The organism is Rhodococcus sp. LB1, assembly GCF_001583455.1.
Taxonomy (GTDB): Bacteria; Actinomycetota; Actinomycetes; order Mycobacteriales; family Mycobacteriaceae; genus Rhodococcus_F; species Rhodococcus_F opacus.
The window spans coordinates 40,084-58,044 of the sequence record NZ_LTCZ01000046.1 but is presented as its reverse complement, the minus strand read 5'-3'; the positions used below and the strand labels follow the sequence as shown (position 1 = coordinate 58,044).

Here is a 17,961-nt window from a genome sequence, read left to right as displayed (position 1 = left end):
CGCGACTGTAGTACTAGGGCTATGGCGCGGACCGGTGCGTTCGCCACCCACGCCAAACCTGCGTCGCCTTCGTGTGGTGGGCATGCCGTGCGGGAAGTCCTTGTAGGTCTTCAGGGTTCCGCTCGCGAGGAGCTTACGCACGGATGCCGCTTCGGGGTCGCGGTGATTCCGTCGAACTGGGCCAACTGTTAGGGGTCCCGATGTCGAGTCCAAAACAATTCGCCAATCGAGTTCGGGATGTGGCCTGATTTTTCATCGTTATCACCACCGCCTCCTTTGCAAATAGGCCGACCCCGCGTGCCAGCCTAGAATCGAAGAGCCAGGAAATCGCTTCAGCCCGCGGTTCCCTATTTGCCGGTCGAAGGTCCGCCGCATCTGTGGGTGCCGCCACAACGACGTGGGAGGACAACCGATGTCCGGTCTCATCCGCAAGAGTCTCGATTCACCCGAGGAAACCCGCCCCTTCGAGGACGACATGGGCAAGCTCGAACTCGTCAACGTCACTTCCGGCGCTGTGGGGAGGGCGACCTTCCAGCCCGGCTGGCCGTGGTCCAAACACGTCAAACCGATAGCCAAGACAGACAGCTGCCAGGCCGCTCACATGGGTTACGTCATCTCGGGTCGTATGAAGATCGTCATGGACGACGGGGAAGACATGGAGTTCGGCCCCGGCGATCTCATGATCTGCCCGCCCGGACACGACGCCTGGATCCTCGGCGATGAGCCCTGCGTGGTCATCGACTGGACCGGCGTCGCCGACTACGCCAAGCGGTAGACGACAGCGCCCCATGTTCCGCCCGCTCATCACACGCGCGCGGAAACCGCCGTAGTGGACGTTTGCCCAGGTAGCACGGCCGGCGAGTGTGCGCGGACCCGTCACCCTCACACCTCCCAATACGACTTCGCCGGCTGTATCACCCCGGTGCATATGCTCTTGGGCACCTCGAGGTGGTGAACTACTACGGTTCCTGCACCGCCGCACTGGTGTTCAACAACAATAGAGCGGGCGCGAAACTCGATCGAGTGAGCGCCTCCCTCGTCCGCCACCTGCACCGTGAATCGGACGAGGACTTGCGGCGGGGGATGGCGTTCCCGGTGCGGTTCATGACCATTGTCGAGCTGTACCGTTATTCAACAAGGCATTTCGACTTCCACGAACAGCAACTCACCCTCGGCGACTCCGAAACAATCGAATGCGAGGCACCGTATCTATTTGGGGGAATCCTGTCGCTGCCCGCCGCTGACCTGTGGACATCGAGTATCACTCCCTTGACTGCGGTTACATCCAACACCCCGCCGTGGATTCGAGCTGACCCGCCTGGTGGATGAGGGTTTTTCCGCCAAGAATTCCGTCCGAGTTGTCATTTTCGATGCATGCGTGTGGGGCACAGCATTTTGGCTGAGGCGAGCATTGTGCAATGGACGTAGAGTGGGTGCATAAAAGTGACGAAGGAGTTGGAATGGCGCGCCAAATAGTTGTCGAACACGTCGACGATATCGACGGAACTCCCATTGTGGAAGGAAAGGGCGAGACGATCGCCTTCTCCGTAAATGGAATCGACTACGAGATCGACTTATCGGCGAAGAATGCGAAGGAGTTCCACAAGAAACTCGATCACTACATCGATCACGCCACAAAGGTAGGTGGCCGCAAGAATCGATCCGCAGGCACACTCACGTCGGGTAGTGAGGTCAAGCGGAAACCTGCGCGGCGGGACCGTGACCATGTGAGGGCGGTACGGGAATGGGCTCAGGAACAGGGCTATGACATCGGGGTCCGCGGGCGAATTCCCACCGAGATCGCGGAGGCGTACAACGCTGCTCACTGACGACCGCCAGAAGAGCGCCGTTGTTATTTGAGCTCCGCGATCGGGTGGATGGAATGGCAGGCTGAAGGAGAGTCGGCATTCGCGGCTGGCGTATCGGCGAGAGTTCCTGCACTAATTTCTGCTCCCAGATCTGTCATTCGACACGCATGCCCGCCTCGGAGCAGCCGCGACCAATCCCCGCCCTTCCAATGAACCATTTGTCCGACAGCTTTGACTGCCGGCAACTGCACACGTCCGACCACAAGTCGCGGCGACGGTCTCGGAGAAGGCTCCATCGCGCGCAACGCTCTGCAGAAGGCCTTGGCTCTCCGAGCGGTTGCGGTTGCTGTTGGCGTTTCGCTTGGGGGCCGGGCCACACTCACCCCGTTGCGTTCCGAAGACAGTCGTCGAGGATGAGAAGCAGGCACAGGTTTGTCCGCTACTAACGGCCCCCGCGTGCGTGGTCAATTCCGCAATCCTATGCCTAAGGACGTGGGTGGCGGGGACCCGCATACGTCGGTTCTGCGGGTCCCCACCGGCGTCGGAGGTCTCGGGGAGGACACGCGGCTGAGACGCCCGACGAGCCTAGAGGGTGAGTGATGAGCCAGATCTTCAGGTCATCACCCATCGTCGAAACATCAGGGCTTTAACGTTGTTCGAGGCAGGGCCCCGAGCGCTCTGCGTTTTTATTGGCGCGCGGCGCACGGAGCTATCGCGCCGAGTCGCGGAGCAACTGCAGTGACCGCTGGTGCGCTCGTGCGGCGCGGGCGCTGTCGCGGGCTCCGTCCTGTCCTGCTCGCACCGAGTTGTACTCACTAGCGTGATTGCGCTTCGTGCCATGCGGCCATAACCTCGACACTCGCGCCGGGAGGGGGTCGAGTGACGGAAAGCGCCATCAACTCGATCAGAACATCCGCGTCCATATGGTCATCACCTTGTCCTGGGGGTGTTCGCTAATGATGCTGGTGTTACACGATGTTCGCGACATTCGACGGGATGTGGACGACGACCCGGAGTAGTGGTGTACCCCTGATGAACGGCCCGTTTATCGCGTTCCGAGGTACCGAGGGTGGGTGGTTCACTTCTTTTTCGCAAGTGCGACGGCAATGATGATGATGACGCCTTGGATAATGATCTGCTGGCTCACGTCCAGTCCCGCGAGAATCAGTCCATTGTTGATGAGCCCGATGAAGACTGCTCCGATCGCCGAGCCTATGACCCGGCCGTATCCACCGAAGAGGCTGGTTCCTCCCAGAACAACGGCAGCGATGACGGAGAGTTCGTCGCCGGAGCCCCATTGATACCGACCCGACTGAAGGCGTCCAGCGTAGAGCATTCCGGCGACACTCGCGACGATGGCCGAGATCAGCAGCACATAAAAGGTGATTCGTTTGGTACGGACGCCGGTGAAGCGTGCTGCGGTGTCATTGCCTCCGGCGGCCAGTACCTGGCGCCCGAATGTCGTCTTATTCATCACCACCACGCCGGTGAGGACAAAGAGACCGGCCCAGAGCAGGAGTGCGGGAATAGGTCCGAAGTCTCCGGAGCCGAACAGGTTGGTGAAGGCCTTGTTCAGGATGGGCACCGGCTGAAAGTTTGAGATCCATTGCGCAACTCCGGCGGCGATGCCCAGCATTGCGAGGGTCACCAAGAAGGACGGCAAGCCCAGGACAGCGACGAGGCCTCCGTTGATGGAACCTACCACCACGCCGGTGCCGAGTCCGGCCAACACTCCGAGCAGAACGCTGCCGGTCGACGAGATGGTCATGGCAGTGACGACACTGGACAGTCCTGCAACGGATCCGATCGATAGATCGATCTGGGCGGCGGCGATCACGAAGGTTCCAGCTACCGCCATGACGGCAATGATGGCGGTCTGTCTGACAATGTTGAGCAGGTTGTTGCTCAGCAGGAATCCGTCGTCCCGTAGGAAGACTGCGAATAGCAGGAAGACCACGACGAAACCGATGTAGATGGCGAAATCGCGCCACTCCAGGTCGCCGAATCGTGAGGCGAAGCTGGGCCGTCCAGGTTCAGGGAGTGCGGTACCTGCGCTAGGAGGCTCCTGGGTCTGTGACGTGGTGGTTAGCGTCGCGGCTTTCGCGGCGTTGGATTTGGTGGGCATGTGTTCACACTCCTTGGATGGCGAGCTGGAGCGACTCTTCGTCGGGGATGTTGTCGCGGTCGAAGTCGGCGTCGATTCGTCCTCGTCGCATGACGAGGACACGGTCGGCGACGGCGAGGAGTTCCTCGAGCTCGGAAGAGATGAGAATGATCGCGGTGCCGGCGTCAGCGAGGTCGAGCACCAGTTGCATGATGTCGGTTTTGGAGGCGATGTCGACGCCCGTGGTGGGTTCGTCGAGTATCAACACCCGCGGTGGGACTCCCATCTCGCTGAGGCCTAGCCACTTTGAGATGACGACCTTTTGCTGGTTTCCGCCAGACAGTCGGCCAACTGGCTGATCGATGGCGGTGGCGCGAATCCCGAGCCTCTGTGCGAGGTCTGCGCAGAGGTCACGGCCTCTGCTGTCGTCGATGAACGGCCCCCGGGTCAGTCGCGAGAGGCTGGGCAGAAGCAGGTTGGTCCGTACGGAATGTTCGCGTACGAGGCCTTGTGATTGACGGTCCTCGGGTACGAGCATGACGCCCGATCTGATGGCGTCGAGTGGCCGACGGGGGCGGATGGGTTTGCCGTCGACCACTATCCGACCTGAGTCGCTTCGGTCGATGCCGAATAAACATCGTGCCAATTCTGTTCGTCCGCTTCCGATCAGGCCGGCGACTCCGACGACCTCGCCGGCGGACACTTGGAACGAGACGTTGTCGAGACGGTTTCCCGCGCTGAGGTTCTCGACGGACAGTGTGACCTCTGGACGGGTGTCAGCGTTTCGCTTGGTTCTGTTGAAGCCGTGCAGAATCTCTCGACCGACGATGGATTCGGCCACTTGTTCGGGCGGGACTGCGTGCACGTCGTCGGTGAGGACCCTGCGGCCGTCGCGGATGATGCTCAGGCGATCGGCTACGCGTGCTATTTCGGCCATTCGATGGCTGATGTACACGATCGAGATGCCCTGTGTTTTGAGCCTGCCGATAAGGGTGAACAGTGCTTCGACCTCGGAATACGGGAGGCTGGCGGTCGGTTCGTCCATGATGAGGACACGTGCTTGCATACTCAGCGCCTTGGCGATCTCGGTGAGTTGCCAGTACCCGACTGGGAGATCTCCGATCAGGCTTTGCGGGTCGATGTCGGCGCCCATGCGGTCGAGCAGTGTGCTCGCCCGTCGGTTCAGGGTTCCGTTTTCGATTAGTCCGAACTTGTGGGGTTCGCGACCGAGGAAAATATTCTGCGCGACCGAGAGGCTCGGGATGAGGCTGAATTCTTGGAATACCATGCCGATGCCGGCTGCTGTCGCATCGAACGGTGATTGGAAGTCCATTGGCCGCCCGTCGATGATGATGTCCCCGGCATCGGCGCGGTGAACGCCTTGCAGGATCTTCATCAGTGTCGATTTTCCCGCACCGTTGCCGCCGAGCAGGGCGTGGACTTCACCCTGGCGCAGTTCGAAATCGACACCTCGCAGAACTTCCACCTTGCCGAAGGATTTGTGGATGTCCCGCATGGAGACCGCGATCGATGCATTCTCCGTGGTGTTCATCGGCTGCTGTCCAGGGCTTGCTGGAGGTCACTGGGGGCGTCCGAGTGATACAGGGACTTCCATGAGTCGACTAGATTGTCGCGAGTGACAGGGAGGGAGGGAAGCTCGACGAAGGCCGGGGCCGGTTTGCCAAGCAGCGCGTAGGCTGCAAGCTTCGCCTCGACGGCACCCTGATCGTACGGTTGCGCGGCGGCGATCCCGTTGACGAATCCGTTTTGTGCCATGTCGATGGCGACGTTGTTTCCCAAGTCCACCGTCGTGACGGCGAGGTCGTCGCGTCCTGAGGCGCGTGCGGCGTCGATGGCGCCCTCACAGGGGGCGTCGAAGAAGCACCACACGCCGCCCAGCCGCGGGTGTTTAGTGAGCCACGCGTTGACGTTCGAGTTACCTTCGCCTTTCCAGTCCGGGCCCAGCAGGCCCTTGTTTTCCACGATGTCGATGTCGGGGTAGTTCTTCTCGACCGTTTCGGTGAAGCCCTGTTCGCGCAGGACGTTCGTCGGCGCCTGTGCGCCGTGGTAGATCACGCCCACTTCGCCTCTTCCGCAGAGCGCTTTCGCCAATTGGTGTGCGCCGAGAACGCCGGCCCCGTAGTTGTCGGTGGCGACGACGGCGACGTAGTCCTGTCCCGGTTGGAAGTTCTTGGCGGGGTTCTCCATAAAGACGATTTTGACGCCGGCGTCTGCGGCCTTTCGGTAGGCGGGCGCAAGCGCGATGGGGTCGAGGGAGGGGATCGATACCATGACGTTCGGTTTCGCCGAGAGCGCGGTCTCGATATCGGAAAATTGTTTGGCGGGGTCGGCCTGGGCGTCGGTCTGGGCAACGATTCGGATGCCTAGTTTGTCGAATTCGGCCTTGAGTGCGTCGACCTGGGCGTTGCTCCAGCTGTCGCCGGAGAAGTGCATTACGACCGCTGCGGTGGCGTTCATGGCGCGGACTTGGGCTACTTCGGCGTCGGTGAGTTCGATGGATGTTGCCGGTACGGAGATTTCACCGTTAGGGCCTTTGCCTATGACGTCGCCGCTTGTGTAGGCGGCGATCGCGCCGTCGTATGTGGTTGTGTCACAGTTCGCGCCCGCACTGCCAGCCGCGTTCGAGGTGCAGGCGGTGGCAGCGCCGGTGACGAGGAGTGCTGCGGCCATCAGGGCGGATCGGCGGCGGCCGGGCTGGGAGGGATGGTCCGGTTTGGGGTTCCGGCTACGTACGGACGCGCGGGTCATGGTGCACCTCTGTGATGTGTGATGGGAAGACTGTGGGCCCGTCAGTCGGTCGTGAGTTTCTTCGGTGGCACCGACCGCCGCCTCATTAATGTCGATTATCACTTTAATGACGTCGATTCTCGACGTCAACGGTTTCGCGAGATCTCCGTCACATATTCGACCCGCTGTGGCCTGACGAACCTCTCAAGTGAAGATTTGCCGAGCGCCCTGATACAGGTTGGGCCGCCGAGCTTTTCGCCCGGCGGCCCACTGGGACAGTGCGGTGTCGGAAGTTAGGCAGTCGCGCTTACAGCGCTGGACAAGGTGATGCTCTTGGTCTGGGTAAGCGCGAATAGCCCCTCGGGACCGCCTTCGCGACCAAACCCCGACTGCTTGACTCCCCCGAAGGGTGCCGCCAGGCAAGGGAATGTGCCGTTGATGATGAAGACGCCGGATCGAACTCGACGTGCCACATCCAGGCCGGCCCGCTCGTCGGTGGTGAACACCGATCCAGAGAGCCCGTACCGCGATGCGTTCGCGATTGCGACTGCTTCATCGAGGGTGTCGAACGGAATGACACAGAAGACCGGACCGAAGATCTCGTTCTGTGCGACCTCCATGTCGTTCGTAACGTTGGTCAGCAGGGTGGGTTCGAGGAAGTAGCCTTCCAAGCCACTCGGCCTGCCGCCTCCGGCGGCAATGGTCGCGCCTCCTGCGACGGCCCGTTCGATGTAGCCTTCTGCGCGGTCCAGAAAGCGCGGTGCCGCGAGTGGGCCCCAGGTGGTTTCGGGGTCTGCCGGGTCGCCCATCTTCAGCGCCTTCAAGCCGGCGACAAGTCCGTCCACGACTGCGTCGTGGATCTCTCGGGCGACGAGAAGCCGCGTCATAGCGACGCAGATCTGGCCACTATAAAGCGCCATCGCATCGACGAGAGCAGGCACAGTCATGTCGAGGTCGGCGTCCGCGGCTACGATCGACGCGGACTTTCCGCCCAACTCCAGCACGACGTTGGCGACGCGATCCGCACACGAGTGCATGACGGAAACACCTACCTCGGTTCCACCGGTGAAATGAACGGCCGCGATCCCTGGATGCTCAACGAGGTACTGACTGACATCGGCATCACCAGCAAGGATGCTCAAGACACCAGACGGAAATCCGGCGTCCGCGGCCGCATCGGCGAAGATGTATCCGAGCATCCGCGCCTCGGGCGGAAGCTTGATGATCATCGTGTTCCCGGCGAGCAAGCCGGGGATGATCGCCAGCGCAAACTGCATGTGAGGACCGTTGAAAGCTACGATCCCCACGGTGGGTCCGATCGGATCGTGTCGAACCTCGATACGTCCCATCGAGGTCTCACGCGTCTCGATCCACGATGCGGTCTGAGACTCGTCGAGCGCCCGATTCCATAGCTCCGAGGCAGCTTTGGTGAGTTCGTCGCCGTTGCGGAACGGCATACCAGCCTCAAGTGCCCAGACACGAACGATCTCATCGAGCCTTTTGTCCAGCGCGCCACAGAACCTCGCGACGATCTCGCGTCTTGCGTCATGGGTCAACCCAGCCCAGCTGTCGAATGCGCCCTGCGCCTCGTCGACCGCGATTTTTGCGTCATCAATAGTCGGGCGAGGCAGCTGGCGAATCACCCGACCGTCGTATGGTGCGACGACATCGGCGAGTTCACTGCTCCGGGGGGCCACCCAACGACTACCGACAAACAGCTCGTTCGCATGTGGGACGTTCATCTAGATCTCCTCTGTTTGGTGGTCCGCACCGGTGGTGAGATTTTCAGCAGACCTGGCGCAGCACGGCGCGGCTCGAGTGGTGGCGCCCGCAGGCAGCCCAACGACATATATGTCGAAAGTAAACGTAATCATGTCGGTACGCTTCGTCAATAGGCTGGATGGGAACAGATGTCGGCGTATATGCTGACTACATGACGCTAAATGGGGGTGGTGGATCACCACCGGAACCGCCGGCGATGCGCCCGAAACGACGCCTCACCGGCAGCGGCAACGGGACACCACCTGCGAAACGGTCCGGCGGCCGGATGGCCAGAACCGGCGAGGTGCTCAACCTCATCCGACTTGGGAAGGTCGAGACCGTCACCGAGCTGGCAAAGACGATGGGTCTAGCCCGATCGACGGTCAACGAACGACTCGACATCCTGCAGCAAATCGGCCTGCTGACCACCGATGGAGAGACCTCACCGGGTCGAGGTCGACCCGCAAGCCTACTGGCGTTCAACGCAGCCGCAGGCGTCACTCTGGTAGCCCAAGTGGGCATGAGTGGAACGATGCTCGCAATCACCGACCTGGACGCAGAGATCCTCTGGCGCACCCAGGTCCAGTTCGACGTTGCCCGCGGACCGGAAGCGTTGATCGAGCTGATCTGCACTGTCTTCAAGGACGCCTTGGCGGAGCTCGACCTTTCCGCAGGCCATGTCTACGGCGTCGGACTGGGACTCCCGGGCGACGTCGAAATCGCCACCGCCCCTGCATCAAACCGATCGGGCGGGAGTCGCGAGTGGGTAAACTTCCACTTCGCCGAACGTCTTTCGCAGTCCTTCCACGCACCGTCCTTCGTGGACAGAGACGTCAACCTGATGGCGATCGGAGAGCACCGAACGGGGTGGCGCGACGCTAACGTGCTGGTGTCATTGAAAGTCGGAACTGTTGTCGCATGCGGTCTCGTAATCAATCACAACGTCGTGCGCGGGGCCACCGGAATGGTTGGCGAGATCGGCCACACCAAGATGGCTGGCGTGGACCTGCCCTGCCCGTGTGGGAGCCGGGGATGCCTCAACACCATTGCCGGTGGACCAGCCCTAGCTGCTGCCCTCGTGGAGCAGGGTTACGAGGCGCACACCGCCCGCGACGTGGCTGACCTGGCGAACGCCGGGATCGTACCTGCAGGCCAAGCCGTGCGCGAGGCCGGCCGTCACGTCGGCGAGGTCATGGCATCGGTGATCAATCTCCTCAACCCCGACGTCGTGACAGTGTGGGGATACCTCGTCGACACCGGCGACCAGTTCCTCGTCGGAATGCAGGAGTCGATCTACAAGTCAGCGCTTCCCTCATCAGCTCGCGCCTCGGTCATTACTCGTGCGCGTCTCGGCGACGACGCGGGATTGCGAGGGGCCGCATTGGCCGTCATCGAGGACGCCCTGGCGCCCGAAGCAATCGACGAGTTGGTGGCAACGGCCGACGCCGGGTGATGTTTCTCGACCGGCGTACGGACGACGGCACCAACATCCTCGGCGTCGAAGCGTGTGTGCACTCCAGGGCAAGCACGCGGCGACTGCTTCCTACGGATTTCCGTCGATTGCCACCGGGGACCAACCACCAGACAGTCCGCGACACCACTCCCCCTTTGTAATCTGACGTCGACTGCAATGAACCCGGTGGGCGCTGTGCTCTTTCCCGTCCGTTCACCCACTACGCATCCATGGACGCGTGTCCGCCCGATCATCGTGCACCACGTTCACCGACAAGCCCATCTCGATGGGATGGCGGTCGCGGGTAGGCGGCCGAAAGCCGTTGAGCGACGATCTGATCGCATTTCCTCGAAGTGATGATCTGCCAGAGCCTCTCGAAGAATGTCGCCCTAGTTATTCCGTAGGTAACGAACAACTCCCACTCCGGCGGGCCGCCGAAAGGTGCCCATATCCCAGCGAACGACAGAAACGCTTCGGTCTCGTCCCGGGTGTGACGAGTTGTTCCGATTTGCCTTCGTTCGCGATGCCGTTGTCGATAGTTGCGCACGTCAGCTTCTATCGCCGCGCGGCCAGGCTCGCGCCGTCCAGGACCGGGACCGGCAAAGCCCGGGTTCCGTCCCGTCGTCCACACATTCTCTCGCTCAGGATATTCAGGCATAACGGCATTCGATCTCTCTGATGATCCGGTGGGGTGCGCCCGGTCCGGGCACTGACCGGATGGGCCTCACGGGCCGCTGCCGTCCTTTCCACGCTCGCTCATACGGCGGGGAGCGGTGCCTCGCACTGTGCTCTCGCCCAGCAAACCGCCGTGCACGTAGAGAATCGTGCGCACCACACCGCAATACAGTTGATACACCCAGCAGCAGGGGTGTCAGCGGCCCGCGAAACCAGCGTCGACCGGCAAGCTGACCCCGGTGACGTAGCGGCCCTCATCAGATGCCAGCCACACGATGGCATTGCTGATGTCCTCGGGCTCGACCATATCCACCGGAAGCGCGTTAGCCATGTTGGCGTCCCACTCGGGGTGCGCCTCGAGGAACGTGCGAACGTGATCGTTGTTGATCAGCTTCGTGTTGACTCCGGTCGGATGGATGGTGTTGACCCGAATCATATGCGGAGCCAGCTCATTGGCTAGCGTGCGCATCAGACCGACGACTCCGTGCTTGGCGGAAACGTAGTGTGCGAGGTTGACCATGCCCTTGGTACCTGCGGAAGAGCTGGTGATGGCGATAGATCCTCCGCGGCCCGCGGTGATCATCGCGGGGATTGCCGCCTTGACGGTCTTCCACACCCCCGTCAAATTGACGCCGATCATCTCGTCCCACTCCTGCTCGGTGATCGACCACGTGTTGGGGACGAAGCAGGTGAAAGCGGCATTGGCACAGACGATGTCGAGTCCACCGAACTCGGAGACACCGGCGCCGACGAACTGCGCAATGGTGTCCGCGTCACGCACATCTATCTCTGCGGTCAGGATGCGTCGTCCAAGCGCTTCCACCAGCCGTTGCGTTTCCTTCAAGTCCTCAGAACTGGCAAGCGGGTACTGCACCGTATCAAGTTGCCGACATATGTCGAATGCGATGATATCTGCACCTTCCTCGGCCATACGGACCGCGTGAGACCTACCTTGACCTCGCGCTGCACCCGAAATGAGTGCTACTTTTCCCTCGAGTCGTCCTGCCATGACGATTCCTCTCTGCTTGTGCGGTTGTCTCAGCACGTGTTGCTGATTGTCAGTGCGGGGGGGCTGGCGGGCGCCACCGAAAGGTCACAAGCTGTCCCCGCTCAGCGTTCGTGGCGCCCGTCTACCCAAGCGCCGGGCGTCAATTCGTGGTGTCGCGCATCGTCGCGAGGTCCCGGCGGTGCGATTCCCTCGCCAGACCGACTCCGATAACGGTGATCACTGCAGCGGTGGCGACGTAGATGGCCACGGGGATCGACGAATCGAAGGCGCCAAGCAACGCAATGGCGATCAACGGCGCGATAGCGCCACCGATCACCGTCGTGACCTGGGCACTGATCGACATGCCCGTATAGCGGACCGTGGTGGGGAACTGCTCGGCGAAGAACGCTGCCTGCGGCCCGTACAGGGCAGAGTGGAAGATCAGCCCACCCACCATGGCCACAAAAACCAGTGCCGAGTTCCCGGTGTCGAGGAGCCAAAAGAAGACCCAGATCCAGCCCGCGGTGCCAATCGCTCCGCCGAGCAGCACGGGCCGGCGACCAAGTTTGTCCGACAGCGCACCAAAGGAGGGCGTCGCGACGAGCTGGACTACGTTGGCGAGGACGAGAGCATTCAACACAACGCCCTTGTCTACTCCACTCCTCTCGACGGCGTAGACGAGGATGAAAGCAGTTAGAACGTAGTACACGATGTTCTCCGTGAGGCGCGCACTCGCACACGCGGCGAGCTCACGGCGGTGCTCGCGCAGAACCGTCCTGGCGGGCGCTTCCGCTGCCACAGCGCTTTCGGCCCGTTCGTGGGCCTCCACGAACAACGGGGCATCCTCTACCTTCGACCGGATCCAATAGCCCACAACCAGCAACACCGCCGACAACAGGAAGGGAATCCGCCACCCCCAGTCGAGGAAGGCGACGTCATCGAGTGTGGCCGCAAGCACGGCGAGAACTCCGGTTGCGATCAGGTTACCCAGCGGAATTCCTGCCTCGGGCAGGCTGGTCCACGCTCCGCGGCGCCGTGCGGGAACTCGCTCGGCGACGAGGAGCATGGCCCCGCCCCACTCTCCGCCCAGGGCAAAGCCCTGGATGAGCCGAAGCGCGCTGAGCGCGACGGCAGCCCACACCCCGATCATCGCGTAGGTCGGTAAGAGTCCGATCGCGAAGGTAGCGCCGCCCATCAGGACCAGGCTGATAATCAGCAGCGGCTTGCGTCCGATGCGGTCTCCGAAGTGGCCGAACACGATTCCACCGACGGGGCGAGCGAAGAAACCCAGCGCGTAGCTGAGGAACGCAAGCAACGTGCCCACGATCGGGTCTTCGGTCGGGAAGAACAGTTTGTTGAATACGAGTGCAGCGGCTGAGCCGTACAGCAGAAAGTCGTACGCTTCCAACGCCATGCCGGTCGTGCTGGATGCGACGACGCGGGCGAGCCCTCGACGCGATGTCGGAGATACCTGGTTCACGGTCGTACTGTTGCTGGACATGGGTGTTTCCCTTAAGTTCTGGTCGTCAGATACGCGCCGAGGTCGACGGGTTGCCCGGTTGCTTGGGATACGTGCGCAGCTTCCATGAGGGCGACCACCGACCGTGCTTCCTCCGCCGAGGACTGCGGGACTCTGCCCTTACGAATCGCGTCGACAAACTCACGGAATTGGTTATTGAATGAGGAATCGCCGTTGATGTAGGGAGTGAGTTCTTCCGTGACCGTTTGGGTGTTGTTCAACCAGAGGTTCCGGTCGTCGGTGAGCCGCATGCTGCCTTTTGGCCCGTTGATGAGTCTGTCGTTCACAGGGACTCGGGTGTTGAGCGAAATGTGACCGGAGGCCAAGCTGCCGTCCTCGAATTCGACCATCATCATGGCCTCGTCCTCGCCCTCCCATAGATCGCGCAGGCGCCGAGTCTGGGCATACACCCGCGTGGGCCGGCTCCCGATAAGCCACAGCATCGTGTCTATGACATGGGGGCCGTTGAGGCCCAGTGCGAGCCCGCCGGCGTTGGAGGCGGACTTCCACCACTCCGTTGCCACATGCTCCGCGAAGACACCCAGCGTGTGAGACAGCGTCAGTGGCCGACCGAGGTCGGGAACCGACCTCTTGGCAGTCTGCGCCCCCTCGAAGAAGCGTCGGCAGTGGCCGACCATGAGCACTCGATCATGTGACCTGGCGGCGTCAATCATGATGTCGGCGTCTGCTAATGAGGTGGCGAGTGGCTTCTCGATGAGTACGTGCTTGCCGTTTTCGACCAGTGCCGTGGTCAGTGACGCGTGCACATGGTTGGGGACCGTCAGGACGACCGCGTCGATATCGTCGGCGAGGATGACCGCTTCAGCATCGTGGACCGCACGCTCGGCTCCGTATTGGGTGGCCAGGTCCAGGGTGCGTTCCTTCTCGTGTGGCAGGCCTGCCACTGCGACGAGAGTGGCACTGTTGCTGGCGGAGACAATGGCAGGTAGATGTGCTGTCGCAATACGGCCGGGGCCGATCAGTGCTACGCGGAGCTTCTTGTTCTCAGACATGGGTACTCGCTTGGGCTGTGTGGGGGACGTGGTTGAGGTAGTCGAGGAGTAGACGGGCAGCAGAGTTTGCGAAGGCCTCGTCGTTGATGTGCTGGTCGATTTCGACCACAGCCACCGCTGAGTCGGTCAGGGACGATTTCACGGCGTCGAACAGATCTCGGCGTGCCTCGGGGCAGTTGAAGGGTTCGCCGTCGCCGTCGAGTGCCGACGTGCCGCGGAGGGGGATCAGAAGTGTGCACGGTCCAGTGGCGAGGCTGAGTTTTCTGCCGATCGCTTCGCCGATCTGTCGTGCTTCGTTGCTGGTGACACGCATGAGTGTGTTCTCGGCGTTGTGGTGGTAGAGCAGACGATTCGAGAATCCGTCAGGAATCGTTTCTGGTGCTCCGAAGTTCACCATGTCGGTGGCACCGAGGGATACGACTTGGGGTACGCCGTGCAGAGCGGCGCTCTCGAGACGTGTGGGGCCAGCGGACAAAATGCCGCCGACAACCTCGTCGGACCACTCAGTGGTGGTGATGTCGAGAACTGCATCGAAGTAGCCCTCCGCGATCAGGCGCTCCATCGCCCGGCCCCCGGCGCCCGTTGCGTGGAAGACAACAACTTCACATCCCGCGTTCTCGAGAATCCTTTTGGCGCGCATCACGGTCGGCGTGGTGACACCGAACATTGATGCGGCGACGAGGGGTCGGTCCGGAAGCGGAGTGGGCTTTGGTCTGGTACTGAGGCCGTTGACCATGCCCGCGAAAGCATCAGCGGCTTGGGAATAGGTCATTGTGCTGATCCGGTTGAGACCGGCGATGTCCACAATCGACGGGAACATCACAATGTCCGAGGTGCCGACATAGTTCGCGGTGTTTCCCGAAGCAACAGTGGACAGGATTGCCTTGGGAAAGCCCAGCGGCAGATCCCGCATCACGGTCGATCCGATAGTGGTTCCTGCGCCGCCGCCGAGGGCGAATGAACCCGCGATTTTTTGTTCTGCGACCAGTTCTTCGACGATTCGTCGGGCGCCGATCCCCATGGCGTCGACAGCCGCCGAACGATCGTGCCGCCGCCTGAGTGCGCCCAGCTCCGTTCCGGCGGCGGCGGCCACCTCCTCGCGGGTGGTTTCCGGCTGCAGAAGGGGTACGTCGAGCACTCCTACATCGATGAGGTGCACCTGCAACCCATGCTCACGGAGGCGCTCGCGAATGAAGCGGGCGTCGTCCGCTTTGGTGTCGAGTGCCGCTATCAGGGCGACTGTTGTGGTCACGGTGTGGTCCTGTTCAGAGGGTGAGGATGCCGCCGTTGACGTCCAGGGTGGCACCGGTGATGAACCGAGACAGGTCGGATAAAAGGAACAGCGTGGCCCCGACGACATCCTGCTCGTACACGTTGCGTCCCAACGGAGTCTGCTTGGCCAGCTCCACCAAATCTGCTTCACGATGCAGATCCGCAAGTAAGTCGTTCATGCGTACCCCGACGATCCCGCCGGGGCAGATGGAGTTTGCACGAATGTTCTGAGGGCCGAATTCTTTGGCGATGTGCCTGGTCAACCCTAAAATTCCTGCTTTGGCAGCGGAGTAGTGGCAACCAAGGAAGGGGCTGGAGGTGCGCCCGGCGAGCGACGAGATGCTCACGAGCGCGCCACCGCCGGCCCCAGCAATGTGCGGGATGGTCGCCTGGTAGGTGACGAAGGCGCCCTTGAGATTAGAGTCGATGATGAGGTCCCATTCGTCGGTTCCTATTTCGAGGGTGGGACGTTGGGCACGGTAGGCGCCAGCCGAGTACACGACATTGTGTAGCGCCCCGAACTCTTCGACGGTCTGGGCGGCGACCCGCTCGGCGTCGTCGGTCCGGGTGGCGTCTCCTGCGACGCCGAGGAATCGGTCACCGTAGTGCTTGAATTCTTCGGCAACGGCATCGACTCGTTCTTTGTTCAGGTCCGAGATGGCGACTCGGGCACCCAGTTGGAGAAGATTATCGGCAGTGGTCTTGCCCGTTCCGCGGGCACCTCCGACGACCAGCGTGACCGTGTTTGCGAGCTTGTCGCCGACGGCCGCCCAGTCGAAGTTGTCTTGCAGGTGGGCAATCATGGTGGTCCTTCTTGATGTGGTGAGTGAGATAGGGAGTTTCCGACCTCAGGCGGTCGTTGTTGCCTTGAACGCCTTGGTCGTCTGGGTCAGAGCTTCCTCGACGGGAAGTCGTTCCATGCTGGAGGCGCCGACGAAGCCCACGGCGTTCGTTCGCTTCATCACGTACTCGGCGTCGGAGGGTGTTGCGATGGGCCCTCCATGGCACAGAACGATGACGTCGTCCTTGATCGCGAGTGCCGCCTCTCCGATCGCTTGTACCCGGTCGCAGGCGTCTTCGAGAGAAAAGGCGCCGTCGGTCGACATGCCGATGCTGCCGCCCACAGTCAGCCCCATATGGGCGATTACCACGTCGGCGCCTACCGCTGCCATGGCCGCGGCCTCCTGCGGGGTGAAGACATAGACGATGGTGAACAGGCCCAAGTCGTGTGCGATGTCGATCATGTCAACCTCACGCTCGAAACCCAGACCTGATGCCTCGAGTTCCTCCCGGATACGACCGTCGAACAGTCCCACCGTCGGGAAGTTGTTGACGCCAGAAAAGCCCGCCGCCGCAACCTGGTTAAGCAGCCGACGCATGTCCCTGGTCGGGTCGGTCCCGTTCACGCCCGCCACGACAGGTGTCTCGTGCACAACCGGGAGAACCTCACGCTCACCCATCTCCAGAACGATCGCGTTTGCGTCGCCTAACGGGAGAAGCCCACACATCGAGCTATGACCTGCCATGCGGAAGCGTCCGGAGTTGTAGACGATGATGAGATCAGCTCCCCCTCGTTCGATGAACTTCGCCGAGATGCCGGTGCCCGCCCCCGCGCCGACGATCGGGCGCTGGTGGCCGACTTGAGTGCGTAGCCGGTCGACAACCTGCTCTCGCGTGAACGACATTTGGGCCGCCCTTTCCAAACCTCGGATAGCGTGACCGCCATCACTTATTTATGTCGAATATCAACGTATCTCTGTCGACATTCGCTGTCAACCTCTGCAGACGAGCTCTACACAAGACCCGAAGCGCCTCGACGACACACACTGGGACCCGGGACCCAAGAAGCACCTGGCGGTGAGGATGCGTCATCACCGAGACACATGTGCGCTGGTCGAGGCGCTACGGGCGTCGGAACGACAGCAGGAGGAAGACACAACACCGCGCGTTAGAGGAGCGCTTCGGCACCGGGAGTCCGCACCTTCGCATGAGCCCGGTGTCGGAGGGCGGCCAGACGCAGCCCACCGGCGTACCAATTCGTCATGCCGACTCTTCGCCAATGACCCCACCCCGTATGACACGCCGACCTTCGGGTCGTCGTGCATGGGCAAACCGCACACGTCGGCATCCCCGCAGGACGAAAGGAAGTCGCGATGAAGTATCCAATCGCGCCACCCCGCCAAGGCCACCGACGAGACGGTGAACTTCGCGTGGAGGATCTCGGCGAGCAGGACGGACTGAATCTCATCCAAGTGCACACGACCTGGGGATTTCGTCATCCCTCATATGGCGGCATCGGCACGGACGCTGAGATTACGACCGGTCGGTTTCGGATTCGGTGCTCACGACCAATCGGGCGACGTGGTTGGTCAGTCGAGCACCAGCTTCGAGGGAACGCGAGTACCTGCTATGCCCGGATGCGGGCCGGGGTGGCATCTGGCCCGCCGATAGCGGTGCCAACGTCATCGTCGAGTGCTGCACGCGGCGTAGGCCGAGGGGGTGAGGAAGCGGGGAAATCTTACCGGGTATTTTGTTGCGGCGCCGGTGCAAAGGCCGAATGAAGAGCGCCTTCCGACTCTTCAGGATCCCTCGGTCAGTTCCTCACGTCCCATAGCAGTCT

General features: G+C 61.8%; 14 protein-coding genes. 4 read left to right on the top strand and 10 right to left on the bottom strand.

What is annotated here, in order from left to right; genetic code table 11:
• The first annotated feature begins 412 nt into the window (after positions 1 to 412).
• The 3 genes from AZG88_RS08960 to AZG88_RS08950 all read left to right on the top strand — a co-directional run bounded on the left by AZG88_RS08960 (position 413) and on the right by AZG88_RS08950 (position 1,829).
• Positions 413 to 775 carry a cupin domain-containing protein gene (locus AZG88_RS08960; protein WP_061697489.1) on the top strand — a complete coding sequence of 121 codons (363 nt, stop codon included), beginning with the start codon at positions 413 to 415 and terminating at the stop codon, positions 773 to 775.
• A 176-nt stretch (positions 776 to 951) separates the two neighbouring features.
• Positions 952 to 1,329, top strand: coding sequence for a hypothetical protein (locus AZG88_RS08955; protein ID WP_156517453.1), 378 nt, complete (start codon positions 952 to 954; stop codon positions 1,327 to 1,329).
• 131 nt (positions 1,330 to 1,460) lie between these two features.
• The gene (locus tag AZG88_RS08950; RefSeq protein ID WP_061043354.1) at positions 1,461 to 1,829 is read left to right on the top strand and encodes a histone-like nucleoid-structuring protein Lsr2; all 369 of its coding nucleotides are present in this window, start codon (positions 1,461 to 1,463) and stop codon (positions 1,827 to 1,829) included.
• Positions 1,830 to 2,886: 1,057 nt separating this feature from the next.
• On the opposite strand, the gene AZG88_RS08945 is transcribed toward AZG88_RS08950, so the two are convergent.
• The 4 genes from AZG88_RS08945 to AZG88_RS08930 form a co-directional block, all read right to left on the bottom strand.
• Positions 2,887 to 3,933 (bottom strand): ABC transporter permease, encoded by a 1,047-nt coding sequence (locus AZG88_RS08945; RefSeq protein ID WP_082764671.1) that lies wholly within the window; start codon positions 3,931 to 3,933, stop codon positions 2,887 to 2,889.
• A gap of 4 nt (positions 3,934 to 3,937) precedes the next feature.
• Positions 3,938 to 5,464 carry a sugar ABC transporter ATP-binding protein gene (locus AZG88_RS08940; protein ID WP_061697487.1) on the bottom strand — a complete coding sequence of 509 codons (1,527 nt, stop codon included), beginning with the start codon at positions 5,462 to 5,464 and terminating at the stop codon, positions 3,938 to 3,940.
• Positions 5,461 to 6,681 carry a substrate-binding domain-containing protein gene (locus AZG88_RS08935; protein WP_231913896.1) on the bottom strand — a complete coding sequence of 407 codons (1,221 nt, stop codon included), beginning with the start codon at positions 6,679 to 6,681 and terminating at the stop codon, positions 5,461 to 5,463. Before AZG88_RS08935 ends, AZG88_RS08940 begins: the two co-directional genes overlap by 4 nt.
• Before the next feature lie 272 nt (positions 6,682 to 6,953).
• Positions 6,954 to 8,402, bottom strand: coding sequence for an aldehyde dehydrogenase (locus tag AZG88_RS08930; protein WP_061043351.1), 1,449 nt, complete (start codon positions 8,400 to 8,402; stop codon positions 6,954 to 6,956).
• Between the two features lie 191 nt (positions 8,403 to 8,593).
• Here AZG88_RS08930 and AZG88_RS08925 point away from each other — a divergent pair, with 191 nt between their 5' ends.
• Positions 8,594 to 9,874, top strand: coding sequence for an ROK family transcriptional regulator (locus tag AZG88_RS08925; protein WP_231913895.1), 1,281 nt, complete (start codon positions 8,594 to 8,596; stop codon positions 9,872 to 9,874).
• A gap of 871 nt (positions 9,875 to 10,745) precedes the next feature.
• Here AZG88_RS08925 and AZG88_RS08920 read toward each other — a convergent pair.
• From AZG88_RS08920 to AZG88_RS08895, 6 genes are all read right to left on the bottom strand, one after another.
• Positions 10,746 to 11,558, bottom strand: coding sequence for a mycofactocin-coupled SDR family oxidoreductase (locus AZG88_RS08920; protein WP_061697485.1), 813 nt, complete (start codon positions 11,556 to 11,558; stop codon positions 10,746 to 10,748).
• Positions 11,559 to 11,697: 139 nt separating this feature from the next.
• Complete coding sequence (locus tag AZG88_RS08915) at positions 11,698 to 13,038, bottom strand: MFS transporter (RefSeq protein WP_061697484.1); 1,341 nt, start codon at positions 13,036 to 13,038, stop codon at positions 11,698 to 11,700.
• A gap of 11 nt (positions 13,039 to 13,049) precedes the next feature.
• Positions 13,050 to 14,069 carry a Gfo/Idh/MocA family protein gene (locus AZG88_RS08910; protein WP_061697483.1) on the bottom strand — a complete coding sequence of 340 codons (1,020 nt, stop codon included), beginning with the start codon at positions 14,067 to 14,069 and terminating at the stop codon, positions 13,050 to 13,052.
• The gene (locus tag AZG88_RS08905) at positions 14,062 to 15,321 is read right to left on the bottom strand and encodes a Tm-1-like ATP-binding domain-containing protein (RefSeq protein ID WP_061697482.1); all 1,260 of its coding nucleotides are present in this window, start codon (positions 15,319 to 15,321) and stop codon (positions 14,062 to 14,064) included. The genes AZG88_RS08910 and AZG88_RS08905 overlap by 8 nt, the downstream gene beginning before the upstream one ends.
• Positions 15,322 to 15,334: 13 nt before the next feature.
• Entirely contained in the window at positions 15,335 to 16,144 is an 810-nt protein-coding gene (locus AZG88_RS08900) for an SDR family NAD(P)-dependent oxidoreductase (protein ID WP_061043346.1), read from the bottom strand.
• A gap of 45 nt (positions 16,145 to 16,189) precedes the next feature.
• Positions 16,190 to 17,026, bottom strand: coding sequence for a phosphoenolpyruvate hydrolase family protein (locus AZG88_RS08895; protein WP_061697481.1), 837 nt, complete (start codon positions 17,024 to 17,026; stop codon positions 16,190 to 16,192).
• Between the last annotated feature and the right edge of the window lie 935 nt (positions 17,027 to 17,961).

Excerpts from the sequence above, each read along its gene's own strand:
- AZG88_RS08960 (WP_061697489.1), top strand. The coding sequence starts at position 413 with ATGTCCGGTCTCATCCGCAAGAGTCTCGATTCACCCGAGGAAACCCGC.
- AZG88_RS08950 (WP_061043354.1), top strand. The coding sequence starts at position 1,461 with ATGGCGCGCCAAATAGTTGTCGAACACGTCGACGATATCGACGGAACT.
- AZG88_RS08945 (WP_082764671.1), bottom strand. The coding sequence starts at position 3,933 with ATGCCCACCAAATCCAACGCCGCGAAAGCCGCGACGCTAACCACCACG.
- AZG88_RS08940 (WP_061697487.1), bottom strand. The coding sequence starts at position 5,464 with ATGAACACCACGGAGAATGCATCGATCGCGGTCTCCATGCGGGACATC.
- AZG88_RS08935 (WP_231913896.1), bottom strand. The coding sequence starts at position 6,681 with ATGACCCGCGCGTCCGTACGTAGCCGGAACCCCAAACCGGACCATCCC.
- AZG88_RS08930 (WP_061043351.1), bottom strand. The coding sequence starts at position 8,402 with ATGAACGTCCCACATGCGAACGAGCTGTTTGTCGGTAGTCGTTGGGTG.
- AZG88_RS08925 (WP_231913895.1), top strand. The coding sequence starts at position 8,594 with ATGACGCTAAATGGGGGTGGTGGATCACCACCGGAACCGCCGGCGATG.
- AZG88_RS08920 (WP_061697485.1), bottom strand. The coding sequence starts at position 11,558 with ATGGCAGGACGACTCGAGGGAAAAGTAGCACTCATTTCGGGTGCAGCG.
- AZG88_RS08915 (WP_061697484.1), bottom strand. The coding sequence starts at position 13,038 with ATGTCCAGCAACAGTACGACCGTGAACCAGGTATCTCCGACATCGCGT.
- AZG88_RS08910 (WP_061697483.1), bottom strand. The coding sequence starts at position 14,069 with ATGTCTGAGAACAAGAAGCTCCGCGTAGCACTGATCGGCCCCGGCCGT.
- AZG88_RS08900 (WP_061043346.1), bottom strand. The coding sequence starts at position 16,144 with ATGATTGCCCACCTGCAAGACAACTTCGACTGGGCGGCCGTCGGCGAC.
- AZG88_RS08895 (WP_061697481.1), bottom strand. The coding sequence starts at position 17,026 with ATGTCGTTCACGCGAGAGCAGGTTGTCGACCGGCTACGCACTCAAGTC.